Origin of the sequence: Mariniphaga anaerophila (genome assembly GCF_900129025.1) — a bacterium.
Taxonomy (GTDB): domain Bacteria; phylum Bacteroidota; class Bacteroidia; order Bacteroidales; family Prolixibacteraceae; genus Mariniphaga; species Mariniphaga anaerophila.
Window position 1 is genome coordinate 595,290 of sequence record NZ_FQUM01000001.1, and the last position, 16,611, is coordinate 611,900.

The 16,611-nt window shown below is 41.4% G+C and carries 17 protein-coding genes and 1 tRNA gene; 13 read left to right on the forward strand and 5 right to left on the reverse strand.

Annotation, left to right across the window (positions count from 1 at the left end):
• Positions 1-28 precede the first annotated feature (28 nt).
• A complete protein-coding gene (locus BUB08_RS02375; protein WP_072998553.1) occupies positions 29-550 on the reverse strand; it encodes a ferritin in 522 nt (173 codons plus the stop codon).
• Positions 551-1,093: 543 nt separating this feature from the next.
• On the opposite strand from BUB08_RS02375, the gene BUB08_RS02380 reads away from it, so the two are divergent.
• The 9 genes from BUB08_RS02380 to rpe all read left to right on the forward strand — a co-directional run bounded on the left by BUB08_RS02380 (position 1,094) and on the right by rpe (position 10,140).
• The gene (locus BUB08_RS02380) at positions 1,094-2,410 is read left to right on the forward strand and encodes an acetyl-CoA hydrolase/transferase family protein (RefSeq protein WP_072998554.1); all 1,317 of its coding nucleotides are present in this window, start codon (positions 1,094-1,096) and stop codon (positions 2,408-2,410) included.
• A 12-nt stretch (positions 2,411-2,422) separates the two neighbouring features.
• Positions 2,423-2,824 carry a methylmalonyl-CoA epimerase gene (gene mce / locus BUB08_RS02385; RefSeq protein WP_072998556.1) on the forward strand — a complete coding sequence of 134 codons (402 nt, stop codon included), beginning with the start codon at positions 2,423-2,425 and terminating at the stop codon, positions 2,822-2,824.
• A gap of 34 nt (positions 2,825-2,858) precedes the next feature.
• Positions 2,859-4,418, forward strand: coding sequence for an acyl-CoA carboxylase subunit beta (locus tag BUB08_RS02390; protein WP_072998558.1), 1,560 nt, complete (start codon positions 2,859-2,861; stop codon positions 4,416-4,418).
• 12 nt (positions 4,419-4,430) lie between these two features.
• A complete protein-coding gene (locus BUB08_RS02395) occupies positions 4,431-4,796 on the forward strand; it encodes an OadG family protein (RefSeq protein WP_083570526.1) in 366 nt (121 codons plus the stop codon).
• Positions 4,797-4,808: 12 nt separating this feature from the next.
• Positions 4,809-5,234 (forward strand): biotin/lipoyl-containing protein, encoded by a 426-nt coding sequence (locus tag BUB08_RS02400; protein WP_072998561.1) that lies wholly within the window; start codon positions 4,809-4,811, stop codon positions 5,232-5,234.
• An 18-nt stretch (positions 5,235-5,252) separates the two neighbouring features.
• Complete coding sequence (locus BUB08_RS02405; protein ID WP_245820159.1) at positions 5,253-6,902, forward strand: sodium ion-translocating decarboxylase subunit beta; 1,650 nt, start codon at positions 5,253-5,255, stop codon at positions 6,900-6,902.
• A 236-nt stretch (positions 6,903-7,138) separates the two neighbouring features.
• A complete protein-coding gene (gene thrC / locus BUB08_RS02410) occupies positions 7,139-8,449 on the forward strand; it encodes a threonine synthase (RefSeq protein ID WP_072998562.1) in 1,311 nt (436 codons plus the stop codon).
• A gap of 158 nt (positions 8,450-8,607) precedes the next feature.
• Positions 8,608-9,474 (forward strand): sigma-70 family RNA polymerase sigma factor, encoded by an 867-nt coding sequence (locus tag BUB08_RS02415; protein ID WP_072998564.1) that lies wholly within the window; start codon positions 8,608-8,610, stop codon positions 9,472-9,474.
• A 12-nt stretch (positions 9,475-9,486) separates the two neighbouring features.
• Positions 9,487-10,140 (forward strand): ribulose-phosphate 3-epimerase, encoded by a 654-nt coding sequence (gene rpe, locus BUB08_RS02420; RefSeq protein ID WP_072998566.1) that lies wholly within the window; start codon positions 9,487-9,489, stop codon positions 10,138-10,140.
• Here the strand turns inward: rpe and BUB08_RS02425 are convergent.
• Both BUB08_RS02425 and feoB read right to left on the reverse strand, forming a co-directional pair.
• Complete coding sequence (locus tag BUB08_RS02425; RefSeq protein ID WP_072998567.1) at positions 10,127-10,375, reverse strand: hypothetical protein; 249 nt, start codon at positions 10,373-10,375, stop codon at positions 10,127-10,129. The genes rpe and BUB08_RS02425 overlap by 14 nt on opposite strands.
• 4 nt (positions 10,376-10,379) lie before the next feature.
• Entirely contained in the window at positions 10,380-12,845 is a 2,466-nt protein-coding gene (gene feoB, locus BUB08_RS02430) for a ferrous iron transport protein B (protein ID WP_072998569.1), read from the reverse strand.
• Between the two features lie 147 nt (positions 12,846-12,992).
• Between feoB and BUB08_RS02435 the strand changes: the two genes are divergently transcribed.
• From BUB08_RS02435 to BUB08_RS02445, 3 genes are all read left to right on the forward strand, one after another.
• Positions 12,993-13,748, forward strand: coding sequence for a hypothetical protein (locus tag BUB08_RS02435; protein ID WP_072998570.1), 756 nt, complete (start codon positions 12,993-12,995; stop codon positions 13,746-13,748).
• Entirely contained in the window at positions 13,729-14,031 is a 303-nt protein-coding gene (locus BUB08_RS02440; protein WP_072998572.1) for a thiamine-binding protein, read from the forward strand. The genes BUB08_RS02435 and BUB08_RS02440 overlap by 20 nt, the downstream gene beginning before the upstream one ends.
• 72 nt (positions 14,032-14,103) lie before the next feature.
• Positions 14,104-14,176 (forward strand) — tRNA-Arg (locus BUB08_RS02445).
• On the opposite strand, the gene BUB08_RS02450 is transcribed toward BUB08_RS02445, so the two are convergent.
• Both BUB08_RS02450 and BUB08_RS20310 read right to left on the reverse strand, forming a co-directional pair.
• Entirely contained in the window at positions 14,142-15,689 is a 1,548-nt protein-coding gene (locus BUB08_RS02450) for a recombinase family protein (RefSeq protein WP_072998896.1), read from the reverse strand. The two genes, BUB08_RS02445 and BUB08_RS02450, sit on opposite strands and share 35 nt — an antisense overlap.
• A 36-nt stretch (positions 15,690-15,725) precedes the next feature.
• A complete protein-coding gene (locus BUB08_RS20310; RefSeq protein WP_175549881.1) occupies positions 15,726-15,890 on the reverse strand; it encodes a hypothetical protein in 165 nt (54 codons plus the stop codon).
• A gap of 478 nt (positions 15,891-16,368) precedes the next feature.
• Here BUB08_RS20310 and BUB08_RS02460 point away from each other — a divergent pair, with 478 nt between their 5' ends.
• Positions 16,369-16,605 (forward strand): hypothetical protein, encoded by a 237-nt coding sequence (locus BUB08_RS02460; RefSeq protein ID WP_072998576.1) that lies wholly within the window; start codon positions 16,369-16,371, stop codon positions 16,603-16,605.
• The last annotated feature ends 6 nt before the right edge of the window (positions 16,606-16,611 follow it).

Sequence of the window (16,611 nt, forward strand, 5' to 3'; positions counted from 1 at the left end):
TCTATCATTTTTTTTAATAAAATCATAATTATCCGGCCACTTGCGTAGTATCTACAAAAACGCGCTGACGCAACTCACGATCGAGCATAAACAATCCATTCCCTTTCGCTTCGCCTTCAATCAACTTCAGGCTATCGAGAATTTCTGTTACATTCGATTCTTCTTCTACCTGTTCGTCAACAAACCACTGCAAAAAGCTCTGAGTAGCGTGGTCGCGTTCTTCTTTCGCAACATCAACCAAATTATTGATGAGTTCGGTAACATGCTGTTCATGTTCCAACGTTTTTTCTACTACATCTAAAATACTGTCAAATTCTGTCGGCATTTGAGCAATTGCCTTCAATTCAACTTTTCCATTACGGCCAGCCACATATTTATAAAATTTGTTCGCGTGCGTCATTTCCTCCTGATATTGAACATACATCCAATTAGCAAACCCGGGCATCCCTTTGTCTTCCAGCCAGGCCGACATTGACAGATAAAGAAAAGCGGAATATTGCTCAGCATTTATCTGTTCGTTTAAAGCTTCTAGTACTCTTTCTTTTAACATGACGTTTCTGTTTTAATTGTGGTTTAAAATTACAAAAATATGAAGATAAACATAAAATAAAAATTCAAAATTGAACCATTCTTAACACTCCGGGTAATTCCGCAAAAAAATATCAGTTCCAGGCCGCGCCTGCAAAAGATTTCCGCATTTTTTCGATAAATCCTGAAAACTTTATTACATTCCGCAGACATGTTGTACAACACAATCACTAATCAATCAGCAAGAAAACTAATAACGACACGCATAAAAACATGCAAAATTCAGTTCAAACAACGTTGTAAACATGACTTTTACCCAGCGAACAGCCCCGAATAATACCTTTTTTAACAAAAAATTTACAAAACCTTTACGAAGGACCGAATATGTTATTCGAAAGTTTTTATGGCTTATAGTTTTTATATATTTGCGACCTTAAATCGATTACCTGTTGTTGACTGGGAAATTGTGAGAGTGCATTGATATATAGTTATTTATATTAGACATAGTTTTTTTTCATTTCTATGCCTTTTCATAAAAATCCCAATAAAACTAAATTATTAAAAGATGAAGAACATTAAGTTTGTCAGTGCAAAAGAAGCAGTTGGAGTTATTAAATCGAATGATCGAGTTCATTTGCACAGTGTTGCTGTAACCCCTCATCCGCTTATCCAGGCAATGTGTGAACGCGGGCGGAACAAAGAATTCAGAAACGTACGTATTCAACACATCCACACAGAAGGAGATGCCCCCTACGCCAATCCGGAATTTGAAGGAATTTTTCAATTGGAATCTTTCTTTGTAGGAGCCAATGTCAGAAAACAAACACAAGCCGGTTATGCCGACTACATTCCGGTTTTTTTGCAGGAAACCCAGCGTTTAATCCGTCAAGGGTATCTAAAAGTAAATGTGGCCATGATCCAGGTTTCTGTACCCGACAAATTCGGATACGCTTCACTGGGAACATCAGTAGATGCAACTCTTGCAGCAGTTGAAAACGCAGATACAGTTATAGCCATTGTAAACCCAAATGTACCGCGTGCATTCGGCGATGCAATGATCCACATAAACGACATTGATGTTTTTGTTGAAGACGACAGCGAACTGGTTCTTGCTTTGCCGGGACCGATTAGCGATACCGACCGCCAAATAGGACGCTACGTTGCAGAACTGGTTGAGGATGGTGCCACATTGCAAATGGGAATCGGCGCTATTCCTAATGCCGTTTTATCAATGCTCTCCAATCACAAAGACCTTGGAGTTCACTCCGAAATGTTTGCCGACGGAATTCTCCCGCTGGTTGACAAAGGTGTTGTAAACGGCAAAAACAAAGCTATTGACAAAGGCAAAATGGTTGCAACCTTTTTAATGGGTTCAAAAAAGCTATACCAATTTATACACGACAACCCCGGGGTTGCCATGCAGGATGTTGAATACACAAACAGTGTAAACGTTATTGCACAAAACCCAAAAGTAACAGCGATTAACTCGGCACTGCAAATAGATATTACCGGACAGGTTTGTGCAGACTCAATCGGCACAAAATTTTACTCAGGCGTTGGAGGACAAATCGACTTTTTACGCGGTGCTTCGCTTAGTAAAGGCGGAAAACCAATTATTGCTATGCCGTCTACCACCAACAAAGGGATTAGTAAAATTGCACCAATTTTAACTCCCGGAGCCGGAGTTGTTAGCACACGCGCCAACATCCACTGGCTTGTTACCGAATACGGCGCTGTTAACCTTTACGGAAAAACACTTCAGGATCGCGCAAAACTTATTATCTCTATTTCGCATCCCGACCACCAGGCAGAACTCGACAAAGCTGCTTTTGAACGGTTCGGATCACACTTTCACTTTGTTTGGGATGAAAACAACAATTAAATTATAATAGCCATGAATATTTCACATATCGAACACATCGGCATTGCAGTTGAAAGCATCGAAACAGCCATTCCTTTTTACGAGAATATGCTGGGGCTGAAATGTTATGCTGTTGAAGAAGTTAAAGATCAAAAAGTAAAAACCGCCTTTTTTATGGTGGGGCAAACAAAAATCGAACTTCTGGAATCAACCGATCCGGAAGGCCCCATCGGAAAATTTATTGAGAAAAAAGGCCAGGGAATTCACCACATTGCTTACGCAGTAGACAATGTTGACGAATCGCTAGAAGAACTGGGAGAAAAAGGTGTTCGCCTTATCGACCAAAAAGGCCGGAAAGGCGCAGAAGGGCTAAACATTGGATTTCTTCACCCCAAAACAACACTGGGTGTGCTAACAGAAATCTGCAGTAAATAGATAAAAAACCAAAATTCATAATTATTCGACTACAATGAGTACCCAGGATAAAGTAAAAAAGTTAATTGAATTGCGGGCTGAAGCAAAGCTTGGAGGCGGAGTCAAAAGAATTGATTCCCAGCACGCAAAAGGAAAACTAACCGCTCGCGAACGCATTGAATTGTTGCTCGACGAAGGCAGTTTTGAAGAGTTTGACATGTTTGTAACACACCGTTGCACCAACTTCGGCATGGAAAAGAAAAAATTCCTTGGTGACGGAGTTGTTACAGGTCACGGAACCATCGACGGCCGTGTGGTATATGTTTTTTCACAAGATTTCACCGTGTTTGGAGGTTCACTTTCCGAAACTTTTGCACAGAAAATATGTAAGGTAATGGACATGGCCATGAAAGCCGGTGCCCCGTTAATTGGCATTAACGATTCAGGCGGCGCCCGCATCCAGGAAGGCGTTAATTCGCTGGCCGGCTATGCCGAAATATTCGAAAGGAATATTCTTGCATCGGGAGTAATCCCTCAAATTTCGGCCATTTTTGGTCCGTGTGCCGGAGGAGCAGTTTACTCTCCTGCCCTTACCGACTTTATTATGATGACCGAGCAAAATTCCTACATGTTTGTTACCGGTCCGAAAGTAGTTAAAACAGTTACGGGCGAAGATATTTCAGTTGAAGATTTGGGAGGAGGAAAAGTTCACGCATCCAAATCAGGCGTTTCTCATTTCCTTGTTGAAGACGAGCAAGAAGGACTGATGCTGATTCGTAAGCTGCTCACCTTCCTTCCGCAAAACAACCTGGAAGACCCGATTGTTACGGAAAACACCGACCCTATCGACAGGATGGAAGATGCCCTGAATGAAATCATTCCTGAAAATCCGAACCAGCCTTACGATGTAACTGACGTAATTACTTCAATTGTTGACTATTCCGAATTTCTTGAAATACACCGGAATTACGCAAAAAACATTGTTGTTGGTTTTGCCAAATTCGACGGTCATCCGGTTGGAATTGTGGCCAACCAGCCCAATTACCTTGCAGGCGTGCTTGATATTGAAGCTTCGAGAAAAGCCGCACGTTTTGTGCGCTTCTGCGACAGTTTCAATATTCCAATCCTCACTTTGGTTGATGTTCCGGGATTCCTTCCGGGAAGCAGACAGGAATACGGCGGAATTATCACCCACGGTGCAAAACTAATGTTTGCCTACGGCGAAGCTACTGTACCGAAAATTACGGTAACACTGCGTAAATCGTACGGAGGAGCACACGACGTTATGTCTTGTAAACAGCTTCGCGGCGATCTGAACTACGCCTGGCCTACCGCAGAAATTGCAGTTATGGGAGCTTCCGGTGCTGTAGAAGTTCTTCACGGACGGAAACTGGCTGAAATAGAAGACCAGGAAGAGAGAGCAAAATTCATCAAAGATCACGAAGACGAGTACAACGAAAAATTTGCCAACCCCTACCAGGCAGCTGCTTTGGGATATATCGATGATATTATTGAGCCAAGAAACACCCGTTTCCGTATTATCAGGGGGTTACAAAGTTTAGCAACAAAAAAATTGGTAAATCCGCCTAAAAAGCATTCCAATATTCCACTCTAAAACAGAAAAACAATGAATACTCTTTTTATGTTGCTGGTAAACCCTTTTGATTTCGGGATTACGGTTTCTATCGTTGGTTTTGGAATTGTTGTTTTTGCGCTGACAATGCTGTCGGTTGTCTTTTCGAGACTTCCCAAAATCATCAATATGAAATTCAAAAAGAAATCCGGGAATACTAACAAGCCGGAATCAGCAACAACAGATGATGGTCATATTGAAGGAAACGTAACAGCTGCAATTGGTATGGCTCTGCATCTTTACCTTGATGAAATGCACGACGAAGAAAGTAATGTCGTTACCATAAAACAGGTAAGGAAAGCATACTCCCCATGGAGCTCAAAAATTTACAGCGTAACCCAAAACTGGCCAAAAAATTAAAATCGAAAAAAAATGAAAAGATATAAATTCACCATTAGCGGCAGTGAGTACGATGTTCGAATCAACGACATTGAAGATAACGTTGCCGAAGTTGATGTAAACGGCACCCACTACGAAGTGCTCCTACACAAAGATGTAAAAACATCTAAAACGCCTCGTCTGGTTCGTAAACCCGTACAAAAACAACCGGGCGAAGGTCAGATTAAAAAGAAAGAATCTGCCGGCAAATACGAAGTTACCGCGCCGCTGCCGGGAACTATTTTAAAACTGAATGTTTCGGTTGGCGATTCTGTTACCGAAGGACAAAGCCTGTTGGTTATGGAAGCCATGAAAATGGAAAACCAGGTTCAGACAGCAAAAGGCGGCGAAGTAATAGCCATAAAAGTAAAAGAAGGTGATGCCGTTCAACAAGATGACGTTCTCATTGAAATTGGTTAACCGCAAAGAATTCAAAAAATGAGAAAAATACTTCGACTACTTTTAGTATGTACGGTGTTATTTTCTGCTTTTCTTGCTCAGGGAAAGGACAAAAACCTTTCGTCTGTAGTTACAAGCGGAAAATGGGTAAATTACAGCGACGGGTACATACCCGTGCCCACCTTCAACCCTAAAGAAGCGGTACCCGAAGAAACCCCGGCAACAGTTAAACGATACAAAACAATCGGATTCGAAAAGAACAACACGTTTACGCTTGATTCGGCAAAACAGCGTTTTACCGGACGTTACCGCATTTCAGGAGATGAAATCATCCTCGATTTTAATCCTGTAGTGGTTACGCACCTGCGTAAAAACATGGATCCAAATACTTCGTCTACCGATTATAAAACCGAAAAGGAAACGATAAAACTTCCGCAGCGAATACTTCAGGTAGCGCCCGACGGAAAATTAGCAGGCGACGGATTCGAATACAAAAACTATAGCGGAGCCGTTTCCGGGCTACTAAATTTTTATGAATTTTCAGGCTTCTCGAACGTGACATGGAAACACATGATCATGTTGATAATCGGACTGATTTTCATTTACCTGGGAATTCGTTACGAATTTGAGCCGCTTTTGCTGGTTCCCATCGGATTTGGTATTCTAATCGGGAACATTCCCATGTTCCAGGTAGTTGATTTCAACCTGAAACTGGGAATCTACGAACCGGGTTCTGTTATGAATATCCTTTACCAGGGAGTTGTTCAGGGCTGGTACCCGCCACTAATATTTTTGGGCATTGGTGCAATGACGGACTTCTCGTCACTCATTTCAAACCCAAAACTGATGCTTTTGGGAGCAGCGGCACAGGTTGGTATTTTCCTTACTTTCCTTGGGGCACTTTGGTTAGGATTCTCACCACAGGAAGCAGGTGCAATTGGAATTATTGGCGGAGCAGATGGCCCGACAGCAATTTTCATTTCGTCGAAACTGGCCAACGGAATGAATGTGATGGCCAACGGCGAAGTGGTAAAAAACCTGATTGGTCCTATTGCCATCGCGGCATATTCATATATGGCGCTGGTTCCGGTAATTCAACCTCCTGTTATTAAATTACTTACCACAAAAAAAGAACGCAGGATTAAAATGAAACCTCCACGTGCGGTTTCCAGACTTGAAAAAATCCTCTTCCCGCTGGTTGGATTGTTGCTGACAGCGTATATTGCGCCATCTGCACTGCCTCTGCTGGGAATGTTGTTCTTCGGTAATCTTTTAAAAGAATCGGGTGTGACCAAACGTTTGGCAAACACTGCCAGCAATGCGTTAATCGATACCATTACTATTTTACTGGGGATTACTGTTGGAGCCTCTACTCAGGCCGACGTTTTTCTTACGCCATCATCAATTAAAATATTTGCACTAGGAGCAGCTTCGTTCGTGATTGCCACAGCAGGTGGTGTTGCCGGAGCTAAACTGATGAATGTTTTCATGAAAAAAGGAAACAAAATCAATCCAATGATTGGTGCATCCGGAGTTTCTGCCGTTCCAGACAGCGCCCGGGTGGTACAGCACATGGGATTAAAAGAAGACCCGACCAACCACTTGCTAATGCACGCCATGGCGCCAAACGTTTCAGGTGTAATTGGCTCAGCTGTTGCAGCAGGTATTTTGTTAAGCTTTTTAATGTAAACGACTGGATTTTCAATCCTCGTCACCATTAGAATATTTTATTTAAAATGTGAGTAGCCGCTATCGGTTACTCACATTTCTTTTTGTATGTGCCCGCCTCCAAAAGCATCTTTTCCAAAAAATCTATCCCCTCCTGAATTTGTATTATCCCTTTAACAATGATAAAAGTCAATTATTGTAACACTTTTCTTACTTTTGCCGCTAAAGGTATTCTGCGAGTTTTTAAATGAATTAAAATGAAATATTACAGCACCAACAAAAATACCCCGGACGTAACACTAAAAGAAGCAGTGGTAAAGGGACTGGCTTCCGACAACGGACTGTTCATGCCCGAAAGAATTGAAAAATTCAGCCCTTCTTTTTTTGAAAATATCCACAAACTTTCCTTCAACGAAATTGCATTTGAAGTAGCCAGGAAGTTTTTCGGTGAAGATGTGGAGGAAAGCAATCTGAAGGAAATTGTTAACAGCACTTTACAGTTCGATTGCCCGGTGAAACAAGTCGCCAACAATACCTATTCGCTGGAGCTGTTTCATGGGCCAACGCTCGCTTTCAAAGATGTTGGCGGCCGTTTTATGGCTCGCTTGCTGAACTATTTTCTTGCCGGAAACAAAAAGCAGGTACATGTGCTTGTAGCCACATCCGGTGACACTGGCAGCGCTGTGGCCAACGGATTTCTCGGCGTTGAAGGAATTCATGTTCATGTGCTATACCCAAAAGGGAAAGTTAGTAAAATTCAGGAATCGCAATTTACAACGCTGGGGCAAAATATTACTGCGCTCGAGGTCGATGGCACGTTTGACGATTGCCAGCATCTGGTAAAAACAGCTTTTCTGGACGCTGAACTGAATAAAAAACTACTGCTGACTTCCGCCAACTCAATTAATGTTGCACGGTTTCTGCCGCAGGCGTTTTACTATTTCAATGCTTACGCCAGGCTAAAAGAGAAAGGAATCCTTCAGAACAAAAAGCTGGTGGTTTCGGTACCGAGCGGTAATTTTGGCAACCTCACAGCAGGACTATTTGCCAAAGAAATGGGACTTCCGGTGGAGCAGTTTCTTGCGGCAAATAACGAAAATGACGTGGTTTACAACTACCTAAAAACCGGCAACTATACCCCTCGCCCATCAGTTGAAACAATTGCCAATGCCATGGATGTTGGTGCGCCCAGCAACTTTGCACGGATTCTGGATTTGTACAATCATTCGCACGAAAAAATTTCATCGGTAATAAAAGGCTACCGATACACCGATGAGCAGATCAGACAAACAATAAAAAACGTTTTCACCCAAACCGGTTACCTGTGCGATCCTCATGGAGCGTGCGGATACATGGCATTGCAGGAGTTTTTAGCTCCGGACCAGGTTGGCATTTTCTTGGAAACAGCCCATCCGGCAAAGTTTACAGAAACTGTTGAGGCAGTTGTTGGAAAAGGAAACGTGCCCCTGCCACAGAAACTGGCAGCGTTTATGAAAGGAACAAAACAATCAATCGCGATGAGCAAAGATTTCAAATCATTCAAAACATATCTTTCAGATTTGAAATAGATTACCAGCGAGGCTGAACTTTCATACAATATGTATGTTTTAGAAAACAAAATGATTGATATTTCGTATAATTATTTTAAAAACTGTATTATTTTTGAGCCTGTTATTTCAATTTGATTTTACTTAGTTTTTAGACCCATTGTGATAAAACCAACTGTATGAGACAACTAAAAATTACCAAGCAGGTTACAAATCGTGACACATTGTCGCTTGATAAGTACTTGCACGAAATTGGGAAGGTTGAGTTGTTGTCTGCTGAAAAAGAAGTTGAACTGGCCAAACGAATTAAAAAAGGAGATAGACAAGCCCTCGAACAATTAATAAAAGCCAATTTACGCTTTGTTGTATCCGTTTCAAAACAGTATCAGAACCAGGGACTAAGTTTACCAGATTTAATTAATGAAGGAAATCTGGGGCTGATAAAGGCTGCTGAACGATTTGACGAAACGCGAGGATTCAAATTTATCTCTTACGCGGTTTGGTGGATTCGCCAATCTATTTTGCAGGCATTAGCCGAACAATCACGAATTGTACGCCTTCCTCTAAACAAAATCGGCTCCATTAACAAGATCAATAAAACGTTCAACAAACTGGAGCAACAATATCAGCGCGACCCCACGGTTGACGAAGTAGCCGAAATGATGGAATCGAGTGCTGAGCTGGTTGAAGATGCCATGAATTTTTCCAACATACACGTTTCTATGGATGCCCCCTTACGCGACGAAGAGGTAAACAACATGTACGACGTGATGTTGAACGAAGACTCTCCCAGCCCCGACTCCGGGCTTATTAACACCTCGTTGCGTAAAGAAATTGAGCGCTCGCTTTCTACACTGGGAGACCGGGAAGCAGAAATACTCCGCTATTATTTTGGATTGAACGGATGCTCTCCACATACACTCGAAGAAATTGGAGATGAGTTTGGACTTACCCGCGAAAGAGTCCGCCAGATTAAAGAAAAATCCATCAAAAAATTAAGGAACCAATACCGGAACCGTTTACTGAAAGCCTATCTTGGGCAATAACCTTTCTGTTTTATGACAAAACCAAAAATCGCACCCTCCATTCTATCCGCAGACTTTAATAATCTGGGGAACGAAATTCAAATGTTAAACGAAAGTGAAGCTGATTTTATTCACTGCGATGTAATGGACGGAGTGTTTGTGCCGAACATCTCATTTGGGATGCCAATTGTTGAACACGTAAATAAGGTAGCAAAAAAGCCACTGGATGTACATCTGATGATTGTAAATCCCGATAAATATATTGAAGCATTTGCAAAAGCCGGCGCCGCATGGTTAACCGTTCATTACGAAACCTGCCAGCACCTGCACCGAACAGTTTCAGAAATTAAAAAGAACGGCATGAAAGCCAGCGTTTGTTTAAACCCGCACACGCCTGTTTTTCTTTTAGAAGAAATTATTTCTGAACTGGACATGGTTCTGCTGATGTCTGTAAATCCCGGATTTGGCGGGCAGAAATTCATTCCAAACACCTACAAAAAAGTTAAACAACTAAAAAAACTGATTCAGGAAAACAATCCCAATTGTTTAATTGAAGTAGACGGCGGGGTAAACTATCAAACCGGGAAAGAATTGATTGAAGCAGGAGCTGACGTTCTGGTGGCAGGAAGTTTTGTGTTCGGTTCAGAAAATCCGCAAGAAACAATTCACAACCTCAGGAACAGTTAGAGTTATCGAAATTCTTTTTGCACGGCCGGGAATCACCTTCCTTTGTTTGTGACGAAGCATCACGAAGGCTACAATCAGCAGCGCAGTCGGAACAATCTGCCTGTCCGGTTGACGTTCTGCTCTCGCCCTTTGCCGATTTAATAAGCCTTTTTCGCTTAAGGCGCAGGTAGCCTTTATAAAAGGCCAAACCAACAGCAAACGCCACAATAATGTATGTTATTACTTCCTGTACCATAACATTACAGAAAAAGGTTTGCGATATTGTAAACAAAAAATGCGGTTATCCAGGCAAGCACAGTAGTGTAGAAAATTACAAAGGCTGCCCATTTCCAGGAGCCGGCTTCGTTTTTTATGGTTGCCACCACCCCAATGCACGGAAAATAAAGCAAAATGAAAACTAAAAATGACAGCGCCGCAGACGTGGTAAAAACTTTTTCTCCTTTTAACCTGCCCGACGAATGGACTTCATCCTGCAATTTATGTTGAAGATTAACGGTTGACTCATCGGCATTGCTCTGGTATAAAACACCCATTGTGCTCACCACAATTTCTTTCGCCGGAAGTCCGGCTACCAGGCTGATACTCATTTTCCAATCGAAACCCAACGGGCGCATGACCGGTTCAATCCACTGCCCTATTCGTCCTAGATAGGAATTGACCAGCCGGTCGGCTTCCATTTCGCGTTCAGCGTTGTAAATTAATTGCTCCTTTTGTGCGTCATTTAAACCGGAATTGTTTTCGATAGTGTTCAACTGGGTTTTGAACTGTTCTGTTTGGCCTGTTTCCCTGGGAAAATACCCCAAAGCCCAGATAATAATAACTCCCAGCAAAATTACGGTTCCGATTTTTTTCAGGTAATGCTTCGTTTTATCCCACATGTGGTAAACAATATTTCTGAATGTGGGAAGGTGATACGACGGCAATTCCATAACAAAGGGAGTTTCTTTGTTTTTGAAAACCGTTTTATTCAGAATTTGGGCAGTTAAAAATGCAAATGCAACTCCCACGGCATAAATTCCTACCAAAATCAGCGCCTGGTATTTACTAAAAAAAGCAGAGATGATAAGAATATAAACCGGCAGGCGGGCACTGCACGACATAAACGGCACAATTAACATCGTCAGCAAACGATTACCTCGGTTTCGCATAGAACGCGTTGCCAGAATAGCCGGCACATTGCACCCGAAAGCCATAACCAACGGAATAAACGAGCGCCCGTGCAACCCGAAACGATGCATTATTTTATCCATAATAAAAGCTGCCCGTGCCATGTATCCCGATTCTTCAAGCAGCGATATAAAAAAGAACAGAATAAGAATGTTGGGCAGGAAAACCAAAACGCTGCCGGCACCGCTAATTATTCCGTCTGTAATCAGATCTTTCAGCATGCCTTCGGGCATTATGCCGGAAATGAAATTTCCCAGAGCAGAAACTCCCATGTCAATCCACTCCATCGGGTAAGCGCCCAGATTAAACGTAACAAAAAACATTACGAATAAAATGCCGGCAAAAATGGGAAGTCCCCATATCCGGTGCGTTAAAACATCGTCAATTTTTTCTGACCCCGATTTTTGTTGCTGCTGCGGATTTTTGAAAGTTTCTTTAAGTGCACCGTTTATAAACGCATACTTTGCATCAGTAACTACCGTTTCGCTTTGCTCGCTGTAGAACGACTCAATTCTTTTTATTTCCCGTTGTGTTGTGCTATTTATTTCTGAAAAATTGGAATAACTTTCAAGTAGTTCCTGGATGTGAGGATCTTTTTCAAGCAGTTTTAACGCGATAAAACGAGAAGAAATTTTATCGGTTACAGGTTTGTTTTCCTTCACCTTCTCCCTAATCTTTCGAATTGAATCTTCAAGGTTTTTCCCGTAATTGATATGTACGTGGCGCATCGTCTCTTCCCTGCCCTCAAAAACGTCTATGGCCTTTTCCACCAGACTGTCAAGCCCAATCCCTTTCGAGCTGATGGTGGGCATAAAGGGAATTCCCAGTAATTTCGAGATTTCTTTATAATTGAATTGAATCTTTTTACGCTCCAGTTCATCGTACATGTTTAAAGCGCAAACCAGGCGCAGGTCCATGTCAATAAGTTGTGTTGTAAGAAAAAGACTCCGTTCAATGTTCGTGGAGTCAATTACATTAATTACAATATCCGGGGTTTGTTCGTAAATAAACTCCCTCACAAAAATCTCTTCGTTCGAATAGGCCGTTAAACTGTAGGTTCCGGGCAAATCGAAAAAGTTAAAAGTATAACCTTTGGCTTTTAGCACGGCCTTTTTTATGTCCACGGTTACTCCGCTGTAGTTCCCAACCTTTTCTTTTGAATTTGAGATGTAATTAAACAACGTGGTTTTGCCACAGTTCGGGTTGCCAACCAGGGCAATGTTGATGGTCTTTGAGCGCTCCGGATGATTTTCGAACTGGATTTTACGGGTAATTACCCCCTCGTAACTTCCGTTTTTTGATGTATCGAATTCGGTTATGGGAACAACCTCAATCAACTCTGCTTCCGATTTTCGCAACGAAATATTGTACCCCAGAATTTTAAATTCAATAGGATCTCTGAAAGGCGCACTTTTTATCACCTTTACTTCGTTGCCCTTCACAAATCCCATTTCCGATATTCTTCTGCGAAATGATCCGTGACCAAGAATTTTTGTAATGATTACTGTTTCCTGATATTTTACTTCACTCAGCCTCACAATTGGCCAGCTCCTCTCTTTTTATTTAAATCAATTAAAAACAGGCCTGCAAAGATATTTAAATTCTGTGGAACTTAAACAGGTTTATGAACGGCCTGTTTCTTAATATGAGAAGTTCTGGTTACTTTTGCGGCTCAACTGAATTGAATGAAAGGCAAAGAATACTATAACGACATTCAAAAAATTTTTGAAGACCTCCCCGATAATTTCAATATTCTGGAAGAACAGATTGACATGGAAGTTCAGATGGAATATTTTGAGTTTTCGAAGAAAATAAAAGAGGAAAAAAGCGACGAAAATTTTCTGGAGTGCGCAAACGAACTGTTTCTTCCCGAAACCGATTTGGAGCGAAAAAAACAAATCCTGATTGGGCTTGCCGGAATGGATGATGTAAAAGCATACAGAACTCTTGAGAGATTTGAAGAGCAAGCTGATTCTGACATTAGAAGCTGGGCTGTGCTGGCCTTGCAGGAAAACCGAATGTTGCTTCAAACCTCGTTGCTTGACGAGCAACAGTTTTTTATTTCGACCGGGCTTGGCGGCAAGGGAAAAAAATTACGCTATTATGTGGTTTTCATTAACCGACACGGCAACGAAATGCTGACCAAATCGCAACAGAAATTGCTTAAAGATGAGTTGATTTTCGGACTCAAGCCGGAAGACGGGGAGTTTGAATCCATCGATTTTTCAGACGGATTTTCTACTTCGTTAGTTTTGCTGCCGGTTACCGCAAACATAAAACAGGTTTTCAGCAGCATTATTGAGGAGTGCAACCAGTACGGTAATTTTCTGGAAGAAGATATGATTATTACAAACGTAAAAATTTTATCGCGCAACGAAATTTTGGATATAATTAACAAACAAGATAAATCGGAACTACGAGATGGAATGGAAGAAGAGTAAAATTAACGTAGCAATTCAGGTTCTGCCCGAAGCAGACGGGAGGGTAAAATATGAGTTAGTGGACAAAGCAATAGCAGCCATTAAATCAACAGGTTTCGAACATCAGGTTTGCCCTTTTGAGACGGTTGTAGAATGCACGTATGAAGAGCTTTCCACACTGCTCGAAAAAGTACACGAAGCCTGCTACAAAGCCGGGACAGAGAGCATGATTACCAACCTGAAAATACAGGTCAATTTTCATAAAAATGTAACAATCGACGATAAAATGGAAAAGTACAGATAAAGTGTGGTATCGTTCTGCAAAAAATATTATATTTGCACCGCTTTTAGCACAAACGTTCTAAGAATAAAAAATGGCCCTGTAGCTTAATGGATAGAGCATCTGACTACGGATCAGAAGGTTGGGGGTTCGAGTCTCTCCAGGGTCACCTTACGGGACAAATTCAAAATTGATGAGTTTGTTCCGTTTTTTTTGCCTCCTATTTTATTGTCCATCAGCATAATATACTCCAATGCCTCGTTTATTCTTGTGGTTCGAAATTGAAATCCGTCAAAAGTCAATTTTTCGGGGAAGACCGAACCAATGATTTTTCTTTTCTGGGTAATATTGCCCGTTTCATACAGAAAATCCAGTTGGTAAATATTACTGATAGCCTTGTCCCATAAGGGGTCTATGTTATGAGAATCACTTATGCAACCTGTTAATTTCGCTTCAAGTCGGTTAATTCGCGTTTCAATTTCAGATTTCATTATGCGGTAGTCCTCGGCCTCAATATCTCCACATAAAAGCAATTCCCTTGCTTTGGAAAGTCGTTTATTTTCTTCCTGCAACTGTAGCTTTATTTGCTGGATATCTCCCTTTTGTGCTTTGGTCTTTTCATTATAGCGGTTCATAATAACTTCTTTATACAATTTCAACTTAGGGATTGGGCGTACATATTCGCCTATTTTATCAACAATCTTTTTGTTTAAATCAATTGCACTGTGTCTGAAATTACAATTTCCGGTACAATGATAGTAGTGATAATATTTCGTCCGTCCTTTTGATGCGCTCCCCGACAACAACCTTCCGCACTGTGGACAGATAAGAAACCCCCTTAACGGCAAATTATCATCGACAAGTATTTTTGTCCGCTGAACCTTTTTGCGTCCGTCTAATATATCCTGCACCTTGTAAAACAAAGTTTCAGTAATTAACGGCTCGTGCTGACCGGTAACAAAATAACTTTCTTCATCCTTGTATCTCGGAATAAATATCTTTCCGCAATAAAGTGGGTTCCTGATGGCCAGCCAAAATGCGTTTTTACTGCATTTTAGTCCTTTAGCTTTGGCCATTTTCCATACTTGTTCTGTATTAAACTGGCCTCGGGCAAGTTCTTCAAATACCCATTTCATGATTTTTCCGCTAATCTCTTTCGGGGCTATATACTTTTTCCCAGTTTCCGAAACTTTATTCGTGTACCCGATTGGTGCACTCCCCATCCACCTTCCTTCTTTTTTTGCACGGCGCATCCCGTGAAATACATTCAGCGCCCTGCGGTCATTCTCCACTTCGGGAGCAGCCAAATAAAAAGCAAGCATCATTTTATTTTCAGGGATAGATAAGTCCAACGGCTGTTCTACTGCCTGCGGTTCTACGCCCAGTTTACGAAGATTACTTATCATTTGGTAGGCATCGCCCGCATTTCGGCTAAACCTATCCCACTTGGTAAAAAGAATTAAATCTGATTGGCCCCGGTGTTTGCGCAATTCTCCCAATAGTTTTGTCCAGGCCGGACGCTTGAATGTTTTAGCTGAATGGTCCTCAAAAACGACTTTGCGGACTTCGATATTGTTTATTTTGCAATACTTGGTCAGCCGTTCTTCCTGATCACGTTGGGAGTAGCCTTTATCAGCTTGTTCATCGGTGCTGACACGAATATATAAATCTGCAATTCTCATGATATAAATTATACTTGTTCCTGTAAATTTAAAAAATTATTCCGGTGTATCCAGAAATTGTTCAACAACAATTTCCGCCATTTCGTACATGAAATCAAGTATAACTTTTGCCTGTTCTATGGTAACATCAATTCCATCTTCTTTCAAAAGTTTAACTGCCCGTTCAGGTGAAATCTTATGTCCTCCTTCATTTACCATCATATTTCCCCTGGTATCCGGTAATTAATTCCTGTCCATTGTTTTTCATGGTTTATTAGCCTTTCCCATAAAAATAAGCTACAGAGATTAACTATTTGCAAGTCAATACTGTGTTGACATTTTATGTCTTGATAATGGCAGCTTTTGGCACATAAACGATTCTTCTAATTGCGATTACATTACAAAATCGCCCGTTGTTTACAGTTTAGTTTTTACTATGCTTCTCTCCTGTAATTTCTTCCCCTTTAGCAGTGTATCTGGCGTCCCGGAGCAACCGCATTCAGGTGCGAAAGTATTTCCGTGTTCTTTACGCCTCCGCAAATTCAGGCCTGCGGTATTGCGAAAAATCTTCCTCTTTCCCTTCGGGCGAGCGTATTTTTCGCAAAAAATTTGACAGCGGCTAAACACTACTTTCTCATGCCCCTGAAACACGGTCACTCCTCACCGGCTCCGATACGGCATAAAAAAAAGGTCAGAAATTATGAGAAGCACAGTAAAAAACAGGAAACAACGATCTACCTACCTTCCAACCAACATAAAACTGGTTGTGAAAATCGCTCTGTTAGCTTTAGGTTTCTACGTTTGGAGAACAGATTTTATCTGGGTGCTGTTGGGTTTATACCTCGGTTGGGCTGTTATCAAACAACTGCTTTCCTGTCTTGTCTCTCTTGTCGTTCTTATAATCATTCTGGCTTTGCTGATTTTATTAATCTTTTAAAAGTTA

What these genes read in the sequence shown, in the direction of transcription:
- BUB08_RS02375 (WP_072998553.1), bottom strand. Translation starts at nt 550, where the DNA reads ATGTTAAAAGAAAGAGTACTAGAAGCTTTAAACGAACAGATAAATGCT.
- BUB08_RS20310 (WP_175549881.1), bottom strand. Translation starts at nt 15,890, where the DNA reads ATGATGGTAAATGAAGGAGGACATAAGATTTCACCTGAACGGGCAGTT.
- BUB08_RS02440 (WP_072998572.1), top strand. Translation starts at nt 13,729, where the DNA reads ATGGAATGGAAGAAGAGTAAAATTAACGTAGCAATTCAGGTTCTGCCC.
- BUB08_RS02450 (WP_072998896.1), bottom strand. Translation starts at nt 15,689, where the DNA reads ATGAGAATTGCAGATTTATATATTCGTGTCAGCACCGATGAACAAGCT.
- thrC (WP_072998562.1), top strand. Translation starts at nt 7,139, where the DNA reads ATGAAATATTACAGCACCAACAAAAATACCCCGGACGTAACACTAAAA.
- mce (WP_072998556.1), top strand. Translation starts at nt 2,423, where the DNA reads ATGAATATTTCACATATCGAACACATCGGCATTGCAGTTGAAAGCATC.
- BUB08_RS02460 (WP_072998576.1), top strand. Translation starts at nt 16,369, where the DNA reads ATGAGAAGCACAGTAAAAAACAGGAAACAACGATCTACCTACCTTCCA.
- BUB08_RS02435 (WP_072998570.1), top strand. Translation starts at nt 12,993, where the DNA reads ATGAAAGGCAAAGAATACTATAACGACATTCAAAAAATTTTTGAAGAC.
- BUB08_RS02425 (WP_072998567.1), bottom strand. Translation starts at nt 10,375, where the DNA reads ATGGTACAGGAAGTAATAACATACATTATTGTGGCGTTTGCTGTTGGT.
- BUB08_RS02380 (WP_072998554.1), top strand. Translation starts at nt 1,094, where the DNA reads ATGAAGAACATTAAGTTTGTCAGTGCAAAAGAAGCAGTTGGAGTTATT.
- BUB08_RS02395 (WP_083570526.1), top strand. Translation starts at nt 4,431, where the DNA reads ATGAATACTCTTTTTATGTTGCTGGTAAACCCTTTTGATTTCGGGATT.
- rpe (WP_072998566.1), top strand. Translation starts at nt 9,487, where the DNA reads ATGACAAAACCAAAAATCGCACCCTCCATTCTATCCGCAGACTTTAAT.
- BUB08_RS02405 (WP_245820159.1), top strand. Translation starts at nt 5,253, where the DNA reads ATGAGAAAAATACTTCGACTACTTTTAGTATGTACGGTGTTATTTTCT.
- BUB08_RS02415 (WP_072998564.1), top strand. Translation starts at nt 8,608, where the DNA reads ATGAGACAACTAAAAATTACCAAGCAGGTTACAAATCGTGACACATTG.
- BUB08_RS02400 (WP_072998561.1), top strand. Translation starts at nt 4,809, where the DNA reads ATGAAAAGATATAAATTCACCATTAGCGGCAGTGAGTACGATGTTCGA.
- BUB08_RS02390 (WP_072998558.1), top strand. Translation starts at nt 2,859, where the DNA reads ATGAGTACCCAGGATAAAGTAAAAAAGTTAATTGAATTGCGGGCTGAA.